Source organism: Kitasatospora sp. NPDC097643 (assembly GCF_040302625.1).
GTDB lineage: Bacteria > Actinomycetota > Actinomycetes > Streptomycetales > Streptomycetaceae > Kitasatospora.
Genome location: NZ_JBEOSA010000074.1, coordinates 1 through 16,887, shown reverse-complemented (window position 1 = coordinate 16,887; position 16,887 = coordinate 1). Strand labels below are relative to the sequence as shown.

12 protein-coding genes and 1 pseudogene are annotated in these 16,887 nt (G+C 69.5%); 10 read left to right on the top strand and 3 right to left on the bottom strand.

From position 1 onward, the window contains the following. The first annotated feature begins 6 nt into the window (after nt 1-6). The 5 genes from ABTY15_RS33560 (at nt 7) to ABTY15_RS33540 (ending at nt 8,071) form a co-directional block, all read left to right on the top strand. Entirely contained in the window at nt 7-990 is a 984-nt protein-coding gene (locus ABTY15_RS33560) for an ABC transporter substrate-binding protein (RefSeq protein WP_350604090.1), read from the top strand. Between the two features lie 142 nt (nt 991-1,132). Next, entirely contained in the window at nt 1,133-2,656 is a 1,524-nt protein-coding gene (locus tag ABTY15_RS33555; protein WP_350604087.1) for a sugar ABC transporter ATP-binding protein, read from the top strand. Between the two features lie 8 nt (nt 2,657-2,664). Then, a complete protein-coding gene (locus ABTY15_RS33550) occupies nt 2,665-3,747 on the top strand; it encodes an ABC transporter permease (protein ID WP_350604085.1) in 1,083 nt (360 codons plus the stop codon). Beyond that, nucleotides 3,744-4,715, top strand: coding sequence for a galactofuranose ABC transporter, permease protein YjfF (gene yjfF, locus ABTY15_RS33545; protein WP_350604081.1), 972 nt, complete (start codon nt 3,744-3,746; stop codon nt 4,713-4,715). Before ABTY15_RS33550 ends, yjfF begins: the two co-directional genes overlap by 4 nt. 809 nt (nt 4,716-5,524) lie before the next feature. Further along, the gene (locus ABTY15_RS33540) at nt 5,525-8,071 is read left to right on the top strand and encodes a collagenase (RefSeq protein WP_350604079.1); all 2,547 of its coding nucleotides are present in this window, start codon (nt 5,525-5,527) and stop codon (nt 8,069-8,071) included. A gap of 396 nt (nt 8,072-8,467) precedes the next feature. Here the strand turns inward: ABTY15_RS33540 and ABTY15_RS33535 are convergent, their stop codons facing one another. Next, the gene (locus ABTY15_RS33535; protein ID WP_350604076.1) at nt 8,468-9,538 is read right to left on the bottom strand and encodes an IPT/TIG domain-containing protein; all 1,071 of its coding nucleotides are present in this window, start codon (nt 9,536-9,538) and stop codon (nt 8,468-8,470) included. A gap of 788 nt (nt 9,539-10,326) precedes the next feature. On the opposite strand from ABTY15_RS33535, the gene ABTY15_RS33530 reads away from it, so the two are divergent. From ABTY15_RS33530 to ABTY15_RS33510, 5 genes are all read left to right on the top strand, one after another. Beyond that, on the top strand, nt 10,327-11,844 hold the full coding sequence (locus ABTY15_RS33530) for a virginiamycin B lyase family protein (RefSeq protein WP_350604072.1): 1,518 nt from the start codon (nt 10,327-10,329) through the stop codon (nt 11,842-11,844). Between the two features lie 224 nt (nt 11,845-12,068). After that, the gene (locus ABTY15_RS33525) at nt 12,069-12,647 is read left to right on the top strand and encodes a hypothetical protein (RefSeq protein ID WP_350604069.1); all 579 of its coding nucleotides are present in this window, start codon (nt 12,069-12,071) and stop codon (nt 12,645-12,647) included. A gap of 538 nt (nt 12,648-13,185) precedes the next feature. Further along, complete coding sequence (locus tag ABTY15_RS33520) at nt 13,186-13,446, top strand: hypothetical protein (protein ID WP_350604065.1); 261 nt, start codon at nt 13,186-13,188, stop codon at nt 13,444-13,446. A 272-nt stretch (nt 13,447-13,718) separates the two neighbouring features. Continuing rightward, nucleotides 13,719-14,516, top strand: coding sequence for an IPT/TIG domain-containing protein (locus ABTY15_RS33515; protein ID WP_350604063.1), 798 nt, complete (start codon nt 13,719-13,721; stop codon nt 14,514-14,516). A 152-nt stretch (nt 14,517-14,668) separates the two neighbouring features. Further along, nucleotides 14,669-15,913: an IPT/TIG domain-containing protein gene (locus tag ABTY15_RS33510; RefSeq protein ID WP_350604060.1), complete on the top strand. Its 1,245-nt coding sequence runs from the start codon at nt 14,669-14,671 to the stop codon at nt 15,911-15,913. 214 nt (nt 15,914-16,127) lie between these two features. Here the strand turns inward: ABTY15_RS33510 and ABTY15_RS33505 are convergent, their stop codons facing one another. Then, nucleotides 16,128-16,652, bottom strand: a complete 525-nt coding sequence (locus ABTY15_RS33505) for a TenA family protein (protein ID WP_350604058.1) — start codon at nt 16,650-16,652, stop codon at nt 16,128-16,130. 135 nt (nt 16,653-16,787) lie between these two features. Continuing rightward, nucleotides 16,788-16,887: pseudogene (locus tag ABTY15_RS33500) on the bottom strand (IS481 family transposase); the annotation flags it as partial.

The following is a 16,887-nucleotide window of genomic DNA, read 5'->3' as shown; positions in this document are numbered from 1 at the left end:
CCCCACATGTCCAAGAGAATTGCGACGGCCCTGGTCGCCGGTTCGATGGTCGCCGTCCTCGCCGCCTGTGGTTCCGGCGGCGGCGGAGGCTCCGCCGACAAGGGTTCCGGCCACAAGCTCGTCGTGGGCTTCTCCCAGGTCGGTGCCGAGAGCGGCTGGCGCACCGCCAACACGAAGTCGGTCCAGGACGCGGCGAAGAAGGCCGGCATCGAGCTGAAGTTCTCCGACGCGCAGCAGAAGCAGGAGAACCAGATCAAGGCGATCCGCTCGTTCATCCAGCAGAAGGTCGACGTGATCGCCTTCTCGCCGGTGGTGGAGTCGGGTTGGGACACCGTCCTCAAGGAGGCCAAGGACGCGCACATCCCGGTCATCCTGACCGACCGCGCGGTGGACTCCAAGGACGAGTCGCTGTACGTCTCCTTCCTCGGCTCGGACTTCGTCGAGGAGGGCAAGAAGGCCGGCGCCTGGCTGGTCAAGGAGTACGCGGCCGCCGGCGGTGATGTGAACATCGTCCAGCTGGAGGGCACCACCGGCTCCGCGCCCGCCAACGACCGCAAGTCCGGCTTCGCGGACGCCGTCAAGGGCGAGCCGAAGTTCAAGGTGGTCGCCTCGCAGACCGGTGACTTCACCCGCGCCAAGGGCAAGGAGGTCATGCAGGCGTTCCTGAAGTCCCAGCCGAAGATCGACGTGCTGTACGCCCACAACGACGACATGGCACTCGGCGCGATCCAGGCGATCGAGGAGGCCGGGAAGAAGCCCGGCACCGACATCAAGATCGTCTCCGTGGACGGCGTCAAGGACGCCTTCACCGCGATGAGCCAGGGCAAGATCAACTTCGATGTCGAGTGCAACCCGCTCCTCGGTGACCAGCTGATGGACCTGGTGAAGAAGGTCAAGGCGGGTGAGCAGGTGCAGCGGCGGATCAAGACCGAGGAGGGCACCTTCACCCCCGAGCAGGCCGCCGCGGCCCTGCCCAACCGCCAGTACTGACCCGCCCCGGCCGTGCGGGGCCGCTCCTGCGGTCCGGTCCCGCACGGCCGACCGGACCGCCCCCGGGCGGGCGGCGCGGCCCGGGAGACACGAGAGGCCCGGGAAGCCCGAGAGGCCCGGGAAACACGAGAGGAGAGCCGGGGTGCGGCAGCAACCGGTCCTGGAAGTCCGGGGAATCCGCAAGGAGTTCCCCGGGGTGGTGGCGCTGGACGGGGTCGACTTCCGGCTCTTCCCCGGTGAGGTGCACGCCCTGATGGGGGAGAACGGCGCCGGGAAGTCCACGCTGATCAAGGTGCTCACCGGCGTCCACCCGTCGGACGGCGGTGACATGGTGCTGGCCGGCGAGCGGGTGCGGGTCGCCGGTCCGTTGCAGGCCCAGCAGGCCGGCATCAGCACGGTCTACCAGGAGGTGAACCTCTGCCCGAACCTGTCGGTCGCGGAGAACATCTTCATCGGGCGCGAACCCCGCCGGTTCGGCCTGATCGACTGGGCGGCAATGCGTCGCCGGGCCGCCGAACTGGTCCGCGAACTCGACCTGGACGTCGACGTCAGCGCGCCGCTGAACAGCTACTCCATCGCCGTCCAGCAACTGGTGGCGATCGTCCGCGCGGTCGACGTCTCCGCCAAGGTGCTGATCCTGGACGAGCCGACCTCCAGCCTGGACCGTGACGAGGTGCGCCAACTCTTCGCCGTCATGCGGCGGTTGCGCGACCAGGGCGTGGCGATCCTGTTCGTCTCGCACTTCCTCGACCAGATCTACGAGATCTGCGACCGGATGACCGTGTTGCGCAACGGCCGGCTGGAGGGCGAGTACCTGACCAGCGAGCTGAACCAGGTCGAACTCGTCTCCCGGATGATCGGCGCCGAACTCGCCGGACTCGACCAGCTCGGCGGCGGCAAGCGGCGCGAACGCACCGCGCCGGTCCGCGGGGCGGCGTTCCTGGAGGCCGACCGGCTGGCCCGGCGCGGCGCCGTCGAGCCGTACGACCTGGACATCCGGCCCGGCGAAGTGATCGGCCTGGCCGGGCTGCTGGGCTCCGGACGGACCGAGGCCGCCCGGCTGCTGTTCGGCGCCGACCAGAGCGACGGCGGCACGATCCGGATCGAGGGCGCCGTGACCGCGCTGCGCAGCCCGCGCGACGCGATCGCCCACGGCATCGCGTTCTGCTCCGAGAACCGCAAGACCGAGGGCCTGGTCGGCGAGCTGACCGTCCGCGAGAACATCGTGCTGGCGCTCCAGGCGTCCCGCGGCTGGCTGCGCCCGCTGTCGCGCACCGCGCAGGAGCAGTACGTGCAGCGCTGGATCCGCGCTCTGGACATCCGCCCCGGCGACCCCGAGGCGCTGGTACGCAACCTCAGCGGCGGCAACCAGCAGAAGGTGCTGCTCGCCCGCTGGCTGATCACCGACCCCAAGCTGCTGATCCTCGACGAACCCACCCGGGGCATCGACATCGGGGCCAAGGCCGAGATCCAGAAACTGGTGGCGAACCTCGCCGAGGACGGCATGGCGGTGCTGTTCATCTCCGCCGAACTGGAGGAGGTGCTGCGGCTCAGCCACCGGATCGGCGTGCTGCGCGACCACCGGATGGTCGCCCAGCTCGACAACGACGGCGAGCTCACCCCCGAGCGCGTCATGGCCACCATCGCGAGCGGAGCGCAGGAATGAGCGCACCCATGAACACGGCAACGGCGGCGAGCCCGGTGAAGGCGGTGACCCGGTCCCGGTTGTTCTGGCCGGCCGTGGTGCTGGCCGTGCTCCTGGTCGCCAACCTCGCCTTCACCCCCGACTTCTTCTCCGTCCACCTCCAGGGCGGCCACCTCTACGGCTCCCTGATCGACATCCTGCACTTCGGCGCCCCGCTGATCCTGGTCTCCCTGGGTATGACCCTGGTGATCGCCACCGGCGGCATCGACCTGTCGGTCGGCTCCACCGTCGCGATCTCCGGCGCCCTGGCCTGCCTGCACATCAGCGATTCGTCCGACCCGGGCAGCCTCGGCACCGTGCTGACCGCCGTCGGCATCGCGCTGGGCACCGCCCTGGTGCTCGGTACGGTCAACGGGGTGCTGGTGGCCAGGGTCGGCGTCCAGCCGATCATCGCCACCCTGATCCTGATGGTCGCCGGACGCGGTGTGGCCCAGCTGATCACCGACGGCCAGATCATCACCGTCACCAGCGACCCGTTCAAGCTGATCGGTGGCGGCTACTGGCTGACCATGCCGTTCGCGATCCTGCTCAGCGCCCTGGTGGTGCTGGCCGCCGTGCTGCTGACCCGCTTCACCGCGCTCGGGCTGCTGCTGGAGTCCGTCGGCGGCAACCCGGTGGCCAGCCGGCTGGTCGGCATCCGGGCGATGCGCCTGGTCGCCCTGGTCTACGTGTTCAGCGCGCTGTGCGCGGCGCTGGCCGGCCTGATGGTCTCCTCGAACGTCTCGGCCGCCGACGGCAACAACGCCGGACTGTGGATCGAACTGGACGCCATCCTCGCGGTGGTGCTCGGCGGGACCTCGCTGAACGGCGGCCGGTTCTCCATCGGCGGCACCGTCCTGGGCGCGCTCATCATCCAGACCCTCTCCACCACCGTCTACACCATCGGCATCCCGCCGGAGACCACCCTGGTGTTCAAGGCGTTCGTGGTGATCTCGGTTTGCCTCATCCAGTCGCCCGTCTTCCGCGCCAAGCTCGCCGCCCGTGGCAGGCGGACCCGGCGCAGCACCCGGTCGCACGCCGCGGCCCCCACCAACCGGGAGGTCGGCGCATGAACGCCAACGCCCTGCTGACCCGCCTGCGCGGCCAGATCCCGCTGCTGGTCACCGCGGTCCTGCTGGTGTCGATGTTCAGTGTCGGCTCGGTGCAGTACGACGGCTTCTTCTCCGGCCAGGTCGTGCTCAACCTGCTGATCGACAACGCCTTCCTGCTGGTCGTCGCGGTCGGCATGACCTTCGTCGTGCTGACCGGCGGCATCGACCTGTCGGTCGGCGCGGTGGTGGCGCTGTCCACCATGGTCTCCGCCTGGCTGGTCGAACAGCACGGCTGGCCCCCGCTGCTGGTGATCCCACTGGTCCTGCTGATGGGCACTGCCGGCGGCTGGCTGATGGGCTGGATCATCCACGTCTTCGAGATCCAGCCGTTCATCGTCACCCTGGCCGGCATGTTCCTGGCCCGCGGCCTGTGCTACACGATCAGCGTCGAGTCGATCTCCATCACCGACCCGCAGTACACCGCGATGGCGCAGACCCGGATTCCGCTCGGTGACCTGTTCGTCTCGCCGAGCGCGCTGGTCGCCCTGCTGGTGGTCGCCGCCGGATTCGTGGTCCTCCACTACACCCGGCTCGGCCGCAACGTGTACGCGCTCGGCGGCAGCGAGCAGTCCGCGCTGCTGATGGGCCTGCCGGTGCAGCGCACCAAGACCACCGTCTACGCGATCAGCGGCTTCTGCTCCGCACTCGGCGGCGTCCTGCTCACCTTCTACATGCTGTCCGGCTACGGCCTGCACGCGGTGGGCCTGGAACTCGACGCGATCGCCGCGGTCGTCATCGGCGGCACCCTGCTGACCGGCGGCTCCGGTTACGTGCTGGGCACCCTGCTCGGCGTGCTGGTGCTCGGCCTGATCCAGACCGTGATCAGCTTCCAGGGCACCCTCAGCTCCTGGTGGACCCGGATCGTCATCGGTGCCCTGCTGTTCGTCTTCATCGTCCTCCAGCGCCTGATCACCGCCCGCCGGCGCTGACCTCCCGCCGGTCACCGGGCCCCGCCACCTGCGTACCTGCGTGGCGGGGCCCGCGAGCGCCGTCGGCCCCCCGACTCCGGCCCCCCCGCTTCGCCGGGCAGCCCGCGCGGATCCCGCCCGAGCTCTCCCGCCACGCGCCGACGGGACACCCGCCGGCTGCTGGTTCCCCCCGCCCCGGTCACCGGCGCGCGTCCCGGGCCCGGTCGCTGCCCTGACTACCCGGCGGCGTCGGTGGCCAGGGTGGCGCCGTCCCACGGCTCCGGGCCGAGGGCGTCGGCCGCCTGCTGCTCCAGCGCGGTGGGCCGCCTCACAACCGGTGACGCCATCCGCCGGATCATCCTTCACCGCTGGGAAGTTGACACCTGACCAGACCGCCTCCCGCCTGCGGTCGAGCGCTTCGGACCGCGCGTCCGCGTCCAGCCATCCTTAGGATCTCGCACACTTTCCGTTATCCGCAGCCCCGTGCCCGATCTCCCATACGTCGGCAGCAAACCACCCCATCTGCCGACGAGGAGAGCACATGACCGGCAAGCGAGTGGTATGCGGGCGCGACAACGGCCCCGTACCGGTGGCCACTTCGGTAGCGGCGAGCGTCATCGTCGGCACCCCGTCCCGCCACGGACGATTCCCGAACTGACTGTCAGTCGACTCATCGCCGAGCCTGCGATCGGCCAGGACCAGCCATCGGCTCGGCGCACCGCAACCGACACGGGCCAAGCGTGTCAGGAAAATTGACGAAGCATCATCTCGTTGCGCAGCCTCCCCACGAGGCCGCGCCGCACGGTGCTGCCCCCACACCAGGAGAACCGATGAAAGCCGCACACGCCCGCAACAAGCTGCCCAAGCTCCTGATAGCCGCCGCCCTCGCGCTGACCGCCGGGGTCGGGATCGCCGCCAACGGGCCGGGCAGCGCTCACGCGGGGCTCACCAGCCCGTCCCCCGAAGTCAAGGCCGATGCTCCCCGCCCAGGCCTGGCACCCCAGCCGGCCACCGAAGCCGTCCAGGACGACGCGAAGCGGGTGCGTCCCAAGGACCGTCGACCTCTGCCGTCCAACACCGAGGCGCAGCAGCAGAACTACGGCAGCCCGGCAAGGCCCGCCGCGGCAAAGTCGAAGGCAACGACCGGAGAGGCAGGCGGCCCGAAGGCGAGCGTCGCCGCCTGCTCCACCAGCGCCTTCACCGCGAACACCGGCGGCGCCCTGATCCAGGCGATCCAGTCCGTCGGCCCGGACTGCATCAACGGCCTTTTCAACATCACCGGTTCAGACGCGCACCTGGCCTTCCAGGAGTCGCAGATGACCACGGTGGCGGACGCCCTGGCCGCCGCCTCCCGTAACTACCAGGGGGACAACAGCACCCACGTCCTGGAGCTCGTGCTCTACCTCCGGGCCGGCTACTACGTGCAGTGGAACCACAAATCCGACGTCGGTACCTACGGCGGCGCTCTGCAGACCGCGATCCAGTCCGCCCTGGACTCCTTCTTCGCCAACGTGCACAGCCTGGACGCCACCGACGCCAACGGCGCCGTCCTCTCGGAAGCCGTCACCCTGATCGACAGCGCCGGCCAGAACGCCCGCTACCTGCCCGTCCTCAAGAAGCTGCTCACCGGCTACAACAGCTCGTACAACCAGTCGTACAACATGCTGACCGCGGTCAACAACGTCTACACCGTCCTCTTCCGCGGCCACCAGAACCCCGACTTCGTCACCGCCACCGAAGCCGACCCTTCCATCCTCACCACCCTCGAGACCTTCGCCAATACCAACCTCGGCCTCCTGGGCGGACCGCAGAGCTACCTGGCGTCCAACGCCGGCACCGAGCTGGCCCGGTTCCTCCAGGACCGCACCCTGACCCCCACCGTCCGCCCGATGATCAAGAACCTGCTGGCCAAGTCCTCGATGACCGGCCCCACGGCCCCCCTCTGGGTCGGCATCGCCGGCCAGGCGAACGACAACGACCAGAACAACTGCTCCGACTACGGCACCTGCGACCTCCCCAACCGGCTCAAGAAGGCCGTTCTGACCATCGACTACCAGTGCGGCACGATCCACATCGTGACCCAGGCGCTCACCAAGGAGCAGCTGCTCAGCACCTGCGACAGCCTCACCGGCGAGAACGCCTACTTCCACAAGCTCGCCAAGGACCCCGGCCCGCTGCCCGACGACCACAACAGCGCCATGGAGGTGGACGTCTTCCACTCCACCAGCGACTACCAGACCTACGCCAACGTCATCTTCGGGGTCGACACCAACAACGGTGGCATCTACGAGGAAGGCGACCCCTCCAAGCCGGACAACCACGCCCGGTTCGTCGCCTACGAAGCCGACTGGCTGCGCCCGAGCTTCCAGATCTGGAACCTCAACCACGAGTACACCCACTACCTGGACGGCCGCTTCAACACCGCCGGCGACTTCGCCGCCACAACCGCCACCCCTGGCACCATCTGGTGGATCGAAGGCTTCGCCGAGTACGAGTCCTACGGCTACCGCGGCGTGACCGACACCGCGGCGGTCGCCGATGCGGCCAAGGGCAGCTACCCGCTCAGCACCGTCTTCGCCAACACCTACAGCAGCGGCACGGACCGGATCTACCCCTGGGGCTACCTCGCGGTGCGCTACATGATGGAGCACCACCGCTCCGACATCGATACCCTGCTCGGCCACTACCGATCCGGTGACTACAAAGCCGCACTCGGCCTGATCAACTCCATCGGCACCAGCTACGACGCCGACTGGGCCAAGTGGCTCAAGGAATGCGCCGCCGGTGCGTGCAACACCTCCGGCAAGCCGCTCACCGCCACCTTCACCGCGAAGGCGAACGGCATGAACGTCACGCTCACCGACACCACCGAAGACTCCGCGGCGATCACCGCTCACAAGTGGGACTTCGGCGACGGCACCACCTCCACCGATGCCAATCCGACCAAGACCTACGCCAAGCCGGGCAGCTACCACGTCCGGCTGACCGTCACCGACAAGGCCGGCGCCACCGCAACCGCCGATCAGACGGTCGCGGTCGGTGCTTCAACCGCCGAGTGCACCGCTGACGACACCCGCCGCCTGGCGCAGAACTGCAGCCGATCCAACCTCACCGCCGCCGCCCGGGACAACAGCTACCTCTACATCGACATCCCCGCCGGAACCAAGAACCTCACCATCACGACCACCCCCGGCACCGGAACCACCGACCTCTACTACAGCCCTACCACCTGGGCCGACAGCAGCGCCAACACCGCCTCCGCCACCGGCAACGGCCCGCACACCCTCACCATCACCAACCCCCCGGCCGGCTGGAACTACATCACCCTCCACGCGACCAGCGCCTTCACCGGCGCCACCGTGACGACCAAGTTCTGACCCGCCGGTCGCGCCAAACCGTCTCCCGGACCAGCGTGCGAGGGCGCTGAAGCATCCCGTTTCCGGGGTTGCTCATGCCGCGCCGCCACCCCGCGCCGCCACTCCCAGCGGTTTGGGCCGGTGGGGTCAAACACGCACAAAAGATCGTGTAAGTCTGTCATGTGACAGGCTGGCCAGGGCTCGACCTTGAGTCTTGTCCAGCCTGCCGCATTCGTCGCCACCCTCGGTATCGCGAAGGCGATGGCGACAGACTGCGTGGCTGAGCACTTTGATGAGTGCACACTCCGAATGCCCGGCCGTCACCCGGCCGAGCCAGTGCCCGCCTGAAGAGGATCAGCGTTCCGATGCGGGTAGCCGGCCTCCGGAATGTCTTCCGAAGGCCGGCTGCCGAGTCGATCAGGCGGTGTAGGTCATGGTTCCTGCGACGGCCGTGCCGCCGGGGGTGGTCACGGTGACGGTGACGGTGGTACTCGCGGTCCCGGGCGGGATGATGCCGGTGATGAGGGTGTCGGTGTTGGCGGTGAGCGTCGCCGTGGTGGTTCCGAAGGTCACGGTGGCGCCCGTGAGGCCGGTGCCCGCGATGGTGAACACGGCACCGCCCGCCGGGATGCTGACCGACGGGGTGATGGTGGCCGTGATGACCGGCGCGCCCAGGTAGGTCATGGTTCCTGCGACGGCCGTGCCGCCGGGGGTGGTCACGGTGACGGTGACGGTGGTACTCGCGGTCCCGGGCGGGATGATGCCGGTGATGAGGGTGTCGGTGTTGGCGGTGAGCGTCGCCGTGGTGGTTCCGACGGTCACGGTGGCGCCCGTGAGGCCGGTGCCCGCGATGGTGAACACGGCACCGCCCGCCGGGATGCTGATCGACGGGGTGATGGTGGCCGTGATGACCGGCGCGGCCAGGTAGGTGAAGCCGCCCGGAACGTTCGCCGATCCGCCGGTGGTGACCACCGACACGGGGACGTTGCCGGCGACGTGCGCCGGGGTCAGGCCCACGATCACGTTCGTGGTGCTGAACAGCACGGTGGCCGCGACGCCGCCGAAGGCCACGGCCGCCCCGGCGAGCCCGGTACCGCTGATGACGAACGTGGTACCGCCGGCGACCGGGCCGAAGGTGGGCAGGATGGCTGTGGGGCTGGGCACGGACTCCGGCGGAGTCGCCAGATAGGTGTAGGCCACGGGGTTGCTGGTGCCGTTCGGGGTGGTGACGGTCACCGCCACCGTGCCGGTTCCGGGCGGGGCCACGACGACGAGGCTGAAGCCGAGGACGTCGCCGGCCACGACTGTGGCCGGAGCCGTTCCGAAGTGAACCTGCGTGGCACTGTTGAGACCCAGACCGGTGAGGCTGACGGTGTTGCCGCCGGCCACGGGCCCCGCGTTGGGGTTGTCCGCGAGCAGCACGGGCGGCAACGGCCAGGGCAGCGTGAGGCTCGGCGCGAGGAATGCCGCATGCCCGGATGCGTTCATGTGTGTGTCTCCTGTCTGAGAACGGTGATGGCGGCCGAACGGCCTTTCGGCCGCGGCGACCGACCCGGTCCCGTCGGCTGTCCGGCCACTGCCTCGACCCGGCCGTGGTGAGACCGAAGGACGGGACGACAGAAACCGGGGCCGCGGGTACCGACACAGTTGCGACTACGACGTGTCTGGACGCATTGGCGAGTGCCGGCAGCTGACGCCAGGCTGGCTCGAACGAATCAGCCCCGGTGTCCGAGCGGAGCGGGGGCTGGAAAAAAGAACGGACGGGCCGCCAGTTGAGCTTCCCGGCACGGGATGGGCGGCCCGCCGGTTCAGACGTCATCATTAACCCGACAGAATGGATATGGAGCAACAATATTGACGAAAAGTCACCCATATGGCCCAGTCAAATGAATCAGGTCGCCGGGAACGTCTCATACCACCGCCCCACGGCGCTCTCGGCGGGCGGACACCCTGCGAATGCCTCAAGCAGAAGCCCGGCCGGGAAAACCAGGACAGCCCGCTCCGGGAGCCGGTCGTCGAGCGGACCATAGCGCCTTGGACCTGAAATCCTTACTGCCGGCGGGGACTTGAAATCTTCCGAAGACGTTTCATCCATCGGCGATGCGGAGATGAAGAGAGTGATTCAACCGACGGGCCGCCCATCCCTCCTCGGGGTGAGCGGCCCGTGGCATTTCTGCCCAGCTGTGTCGACGAGCCCCGGAGCAGGATCCGGCCGCTGTGCGAGTCCCGTACGGAGGCTCGACAGGCCGCGCGGCGGCCCCTACCGAAGGGGCCCCATGAATACGGACGTTCAGGCATCAGCGCGGCAACTGCTGCAGATCGCCACCCCCTCCGGCCACGCCACCACCGGCCAGGTGGCGGCGGGCCCCGTAGACCCGACGGTCCCGGTCGGCTCCAATCCTGTCGGGCTGGCATTCATCCCCAGCGGCGGCCTGTACGTCACCAACAGTGGCTCGAACGACGTGACGCTGATCAACACCAGCACCGACACCGTCGCCATCCCGAGCATCCCCGAAGGCGGCACCACCCCGGCGTGGCTGGCGATTGCTCCCAACGGCAACGCCTACATCCCGAACAACATCTCGAACAACGTGTCGGTGATGAACACTGCCACCAACACCCTCGTCGGCGCCCCGATCCCGCTGGCCGGCGGTCCGGCCGCGGTGGTGGTCATCCCCAGCGGTGACGTCTATGTCAGCCGGTTCTCGGCTAACAGCGTGTCCGTGATCGACACCGCCACGAACACCGTGGTGGGCGCCCCGATCCCCGTCGGCTCCAATCCCGTCGGGATCGCCGTCGCCCCCAACGGCAACGCGTACGTCGCCAACCGGGGGGCGAACAGTGTCTCGGTGATCGACACCGCCACGAACACCGTGGTGGGCGCCCCGATCCCCGTCGGAAGCCAGCCGAACTGGATCGCGATTGCGCCCAACGGCCACGCCTACGTCGCCAATATCGGGTCCAACGATGTGACGGTCATCGACACCACCACCAACACCGTTCTGGTCCCCAGCATCCCCGTCGGCTCCAACCCGTGGGGAATAGCGGTCGGTCCCGACGGCAACGCCTACGTCGCCGACCGGGGGGCGAACAGTGTCTCGGTGATCGACACCGCCACGAACACCGTAGTGGGCGCCCCGATCCCCGTCGGAAGCCAGCCGATCAGCGTGGCGATCGCCCCCAACGGCAAGGTCTACGTCGCCAACATCGCGTCGGCCAACGTCAGCGTCATCCAGTTCGCCCCCACGCTGAGCGGCATCAGCCCCAACCAGGGACCCGCCACCGGCGGAACCGTCGTGACCATCACCGGCATCAACCTGACCGGCGCCGGCGTCACCATCGGCGGCAACCCCGCCACGGGCGTCAGCGTCAATGCCACCGGCACGCAGATCACCGCCACCACCCCGCCCGGGGCGCCCGGACCGGCCACCGTCACCGTCACGACCCCTGGCGGCACCGCCAGCCTGGTCAACGGCTTCACCTACGTCGTGCCCACCTCGCTGACCGCCACCCCGGCGCTGACCAAGCTGTTCCCGCCGCACGTGTACTACCCGTTCCTCAACGCCATCCTGACCGACCTGGTCACCGGACTGCCGGTTCCCGGTCGGACCATCACCTTCAGCACCGGCAGCCAGGTCCTGGGCTCCGCCACCACCAACGCCCAAGGCATCGCCCAGCTCCCCGAGGCGATCACCTTCCCGCTGATCCTGGCCAACGGCGGTTACACCGCCGCCTTCGCCGGCACGCCCACCCTGCTGCCCTCCACCGCCAGCGCAGGCATCATCATCCCGTAGCCGCACCGGACTTGCCTGGGTCGAAGCACTGCCTTCGGCGGGGTCCGCACGGTCATCGGTGTTCTCCCGATCACGGAAGTAGCGCCGGATGAGTAAGGTGACTGCCCGGGTTGAGGCGGTCGACGAGGTCCGGTCCAGCGCGCTGCAGCTCGCGGAGGGCACGTTCACACCACGGTCCTGGTCGACATCGAGACGCGCCGTGCGGTTGACCTGCCGTCCGACCGATGACGCACCGGCATCCTCGACCCCTACAAGCCCTACTCCACGAGCAGTTCGCTGAGGGCCACACCATTGCCCCGCGCCTGTTCGAGGAGATCCGGCAACGCGGATTCCCCGGTCAGGAGCAGATCGTGCGTGTCTACGTGCGCCGGCTGCGGGAGGCGTTCCCCGACCAGGACCCGCCCCGCCGCAAGCCCTCCGCGAGGGACGTGCCCAGCGGATCACTCGCCACCCCGACCGTCTGCCGACCCGAAAGCGCCCAGCAGCTCAAGGAGATCCCGGCGCGCGTTCCGCCGCCCGCGGCCACCGCCGAGCAGGTCAGAACCTTCGCCGAGCTGATGAACGACCGCCGCGGACGAAGGCTCAGGGACTGGAGCACGGGCGTCCAGGAGGACAAGGTCCCCGTCCTTCGGAGTCCTGGTGGAGAGCGCCAGCCACGACCGTTCGTGATCGCGGTTCCGGTGACGCTCTGTGGCTCTGGCACCGGAAATCGTCCAGAACCGCCTTCAACCGTCGCCGACAATCGGCAGGGTTGCGATCGCGGCGCCCTTGCAACCCGATGGTGCGCTCCGCCGAACGAGTGACTCACTGCCGCGCCTCTTGCGTGTGTGGCGGTTCAGCTGACTTACTCGTGGTATGCGATCAGGGGCTGCCCACCCCTCCGTTGGGGAAGGCAGCCCATCGGTATGTGGTGGTGGGTGCCTGTCCCAGGCCCGCGAGGGCGCCCCATCGGAGGACTGTCCGCCCGGCGTGCTTTCCCAGTGCACCCGGCTGACGAGGTGGCTTATACGTCCGAGGAGGCGTTCTTGCGAGCCGCCAACATACTTCGAGTACTGCTCGGGACCGGCGCTGTCGGTGCGTGCACCCGTGTTCACCTCCCCGGCGGCAGACCGGGCGTGCGGCGCAGGCGGTGATCGTGCCGTCCAGCGGAACCGCGTTGGTCAGCGCCGTCAATGCCGCCAACGCCGCCGGGCGGTGGTCCGGCCGTGGCACCGTTCTGCACCCGTTCCCTCACCGGCGCCCTCGGCGCGGCGGACGCGCCTCGCAATCCCCCGCCGCCCACGGTCGGCTGGCCTTGACCACGGCCACCATCGGCAAGGGCGATGCCGGCTTCAGGGTGGGGTGGGCGGCATCGCCAACCTCGGCGGGTCGGTCTTCGTGAGCGGCGGAGGTGTGCGCACCAGCCGCGCCCCGTCCGGCAGCGGCATCTGCACCGACACCGCGCTGCCGATGACCGCCGGCAGCGTCACCGGCAACACCGCCACGGTCGACGGCGGCGGCATCCACGAGAACGCAGGCTCCGTCACGTTGGTGGCCACCGGGTCTGCGGCAACACCCCCGGACAACTGTGCCGCCACCCCGCACCTGCCCGAGCTCTGCTGAGGCTCGGCGGCGGCACCACTGGACACCCAACCCGTCCATCCGAACCACAGGTCAACGGCGCGGTAGAACCACGCCGCCCGCGCCGTATCCCAGGGCCCGCTCCCGTCCGGTACCCAGCCGGTCAGCGACTCCGTGGCCCGATTCCGGCGACGCTGCGGAGCCCTGTCCTGCGACCTGCCGGAACCCGATCACGCCCGGTGCGGCGGACTGCCGATTCGGCAGCTCCGGTGACCTGGGCACAGCGCCATCAGCCACAGCAAAGGAGATCAGTCATGGCACCCATCATCAGCTCCATCTCGCCGACCTCGGGTCACGCGGGCCAGACGATGACCATCACCGGCACCGGTCTGGGGAGCCTGAGCACCACCAAGGTGAACGTCGGCAGCAGCGTGGTCACGCCCACCACGGCAAGCGGCACCTCCGTCACCTTCAGCACCCCGCCGGGGTGCGCCGGTCAGGCCAACGTCAGCGTGACCGTCTCCGGCGTCAACAGCAACAGCAAGAGCTTCTTCTACGTCGCCGTTCCGACGGTCACGTCGGTGAACCCGAGCGCCGGTCCCGCCGCACCCGGGGTCATCGACGTCTTCGGCACCGGTTTCGCAACCGCGACCTCGGTGGCCTTCGGCTCGGCCGGCACCGCCGTCCCCACCGTCCTGTCGGACAGCCACCTGACCGCCACCGCGCCGGCCCACGGCGCCTTCAGCGACTGCACCGACTCGGTGGACGTCCAGGTCACCAACGTGGGCGGCACCAGCGCCCCGACCGGACCGGCCGGTCAGTTCACCTACAACGCGGCGCCGACGGTCACCGGCGTGAATCCCAGTGCGGGAACGACGGGCACCCCCACCGCCGGGGTGATCGTCTCCGGCACCTGCTTCGCGGTCGGCAGCACCGTGAAGTTGACCTCCGGCGCCACGGTCGTCTCGGCCACCAACGTCAACGTCAGCAACGACACCACTCTCTCCTGCGACGTCCCCGCCCTGACGGCGGGAACCTACGACGTCCAGGTCACCACCCCCGACGGCGGCACCAGCGGGGTCGTCGTGGCCGACGAATTCGTCGTCGTCTGAGCCCTGACCCGAACCCGGACACGAACGAGCGGGCAGCCGCGTCACCGTCGCCATCGGTGCGGATCCGGCGGGCCCCGGCCGCTCACCCACTGTGCCCTGGCTGCCGCACGGCAGCCAGGGCACGCCTCGTTCCCGACCCGAAGGAGTGCCCGATGTCTCCGGTCATCAGCAGCATCAACCCCAACCACGGGCCGCCCGCGGGGGGAACGACAGTCACGATCAACGGCAGCGGCTTCATCGGCGCGACCTCGGTGAAGTTCGGAACCGTGCCGGTATCGTCGTTCGTGCTGGTCAGCGACAGCCAGATCATCGCCACCTCTCCTGCGGGCACCGGTTCGGTCGCCGTCACCGTCATGACGCTGCTCGGCACGAGCAACGGTGTCACCTTCACCTACGCCGTCCCACCCGCGATCACCGCGGTGAGCCCGGCCTCCGGGCCGACGGGCGGCGGCAACACGGTGACGATCAACGGTGCCGGGTTCACCGGCGCGACGTCGGTGCACTTCGGCAGCACCTCGGCACCGTTCATGGTGGTCAGCGATACCCAGATCTCGGCGACGGTGCCCGCGGGCACCGGTTCCGTCCCCGTCACCGTCACCACCTCGGCGGGCACCAGCAACAGCGTGACGTACACCTACCTCGGCGCACCCGTGATCACCAGCGTGACCCCGAACCAGGGGCCGACCAGCGGTGGGAACACCGTCACCATCTCCGGCACCAGCCTGTCGGGGGCGACCTCGGTGCTGTTCGGCACCCACACCGCCGCGATCACCGCCAACACCGCCTCCCAGATCACGGTCACGGCACCCGCAGGCGCGGCGCAGTCGGTCAACGTCACGGTTACCACCGGGGTCGGCACCAGCAATCCGCTGCCGTACTTCTACCTCATGACCCCGGCCGTCACCGGCCTGAACGTGACGATGGGGCCGACCAGCGGCGGGAACACCGTCACCCTCTTCGGCTCCGGCCTGGCTCTCACCAGCGCCGTGCACTTCGGGTCCACCGCGGCCACCAACATCACGGTGATCTCCGACAGTCAGATCACGGTCACCGCGCCTGCCGACACGGGGACCGTCCTGGTCACGGCCACCACACCAGGTGGCACCAGCACCGTCGGGCTGGGCAACGCCTACTACATCTACGTCGCACCACCGGTCATCAACTCCCTCGGCCCGGCGCAGGGCTCGGTATCCGGCGGGAACGACGTCCTGATCAGGGGAAGCAACCTCACCTACACCGACGCAGTGTCCTTCGGCATCGCTCCGGCGTCCTTCGCCGCGGTCGCCGACACCATGGTCGTGGCCACCTCACCGGCCGGTGCCGTCGGCCCGGCCACCGTCACCGTCCACTCCCCGGGCGGCACCAGCAACGGGGTCGCCTTCCAATACCAGCCGTAGCGCATCCCGAACTCCGGTGACGGGCACGGCTGCTCAGGGTGATGACACCTACGACGCTCCCGCCGTGCCTGCCGGCCTCGGTCGCGGGTAGCGGAACGACGCCCGCAGCCAGGTGTGCGGAGGTCCCGTCGGCTCCGGTCCAGCCAGCGGTGAGGGCCCGCCGGCCCCCGCCCCGCCGACCGTTCGGAAGACCGGCGGAGCGGGGCTTCCGGGTTCATGCGACGAGCGCGTAGCTGGCGAGCCGTTCGCGTTTCCGCCGGCCCGGACGAAGGTGGAAGCCTGTACATTCGCCCCAGGCGGCGAAGTCGGCGACCAGGGCGGCGGCCGCGGCGGCGGGGCGGGCGTTGAGCGCGAGCCAGGCCAGGTAGGCGGGGTAGGCCTGGCAGCCGGGCAGCGGGGGACGGGCCGTGCGGCTGTCACCGGGGCCCTCGCCGCTCAGGGTTTCGGTGTCGGGGCCGACGGCCGTGGCGAGGGCGGGCAGGGTGCGCAGGGCGGCGCTCTCGCCGTCGGCCAGGGCGGCGAACCGGGCGCCCGCCGGCTGGTCGGCGCAGCGGGTGGCGAGCAGCAGCAGGCTGCGCCGGTCGGAGGTGATGATCCGGTGCTGCTGGGCGGCGAGTTCGGCCAGGACGGCCCGCGGGGCCCGGCCGTCGGCGAGCGCCGTCACGAGGGCCGGGGCGGTGTCCCCGGGCGCCAACTCGGCGCGCAGCTCGCGGATCTGGTCGAGGATCGGGTGGTCCACCGGTGACTGCGTGCCTGCGTGGTGCGGTTCGGTCCCGGTGCCATTCCTACCGCCTGGCTGCGCCCGTGCGGCGGCGACAGGCCGGGGAGCCGTGGTGGCAGGTACGGCTCCCCGGCCGGTTGGGTCACCAGGTGACTAGCTGTATTGACCCGCGGGGTTGTTCACGCGGCTGATCGGTGGCTTGCCTCCGAGTGCGGTGTGGCAGCGATGGTAGTTGTACTGGTGCAGGAAGTGG

Bases quoted from the DNA above. Each gene is read 5' to 3' on its own strand.
- ABTY15_RS33515 (WP_350604063.1), top strand. From the start codon at position 13,719: ATGGCACCCATCATCAGCTCCATCTCGCCGACCTCGGGTCACGCGGGC.
- ABTY15_RS33560 (WP_350604090.1), top strand. From the start codon at position 7: ATGTCCAAGAGAATTGCGACGGCCCTGGTCGCCGGTTCGATGGTCGCC.
- ABTY15_RS33525 (WP_350604069.1), top strand. From the start codon at position 12,069: ATGACGCACCGGCATCCTCGACCCCTACAAGCCCTACTCCACGAGCAG.
- ABTY15_RS33550 (WP_350604085.1), top strand. From the start codon at position 2,665: ATGAACACGGCAACGGCGGCGAGCCCGGTGAAGGCGGTGACCCGGTCC.
- ABTY15_RS33540 (WP_350604079.1), top strand. From the start codon at position 5,525: ATGAAAGCCGCACACGCCCGCAACAAGCTGCCCAAGCTCCTGATAGCC.
- ABTY15_RS33510 (WP_350604060.1), top strand. From the start codon at position 14,669: ATGTCTCCGGTCATCAGCAGCATCAACCCCAACCACGGGCCGCCCGCG.
- yjfF (WP_350604081.1), top strand. From the start codon at position 3,744: ATGAACGCCAACGCCCTGCTGACCCGCCTGCGCGGCCAGATCCCGCTG.
- ABTY15_RS33535 (WP_350604076.1), bottom strand. From the start codon at position 9,538: ATGAACGCATCCGGGCATGCGGCATTCCTCGCGCCGAGCCTCACGCTG.
- ABTY15_RS33530 (WP_350604072.1), top strand. From the start codon at position 10,327: ATGAATACGGACGTTCAGGCATCAGCGCGGCAACTGCTGCAGATCGCC.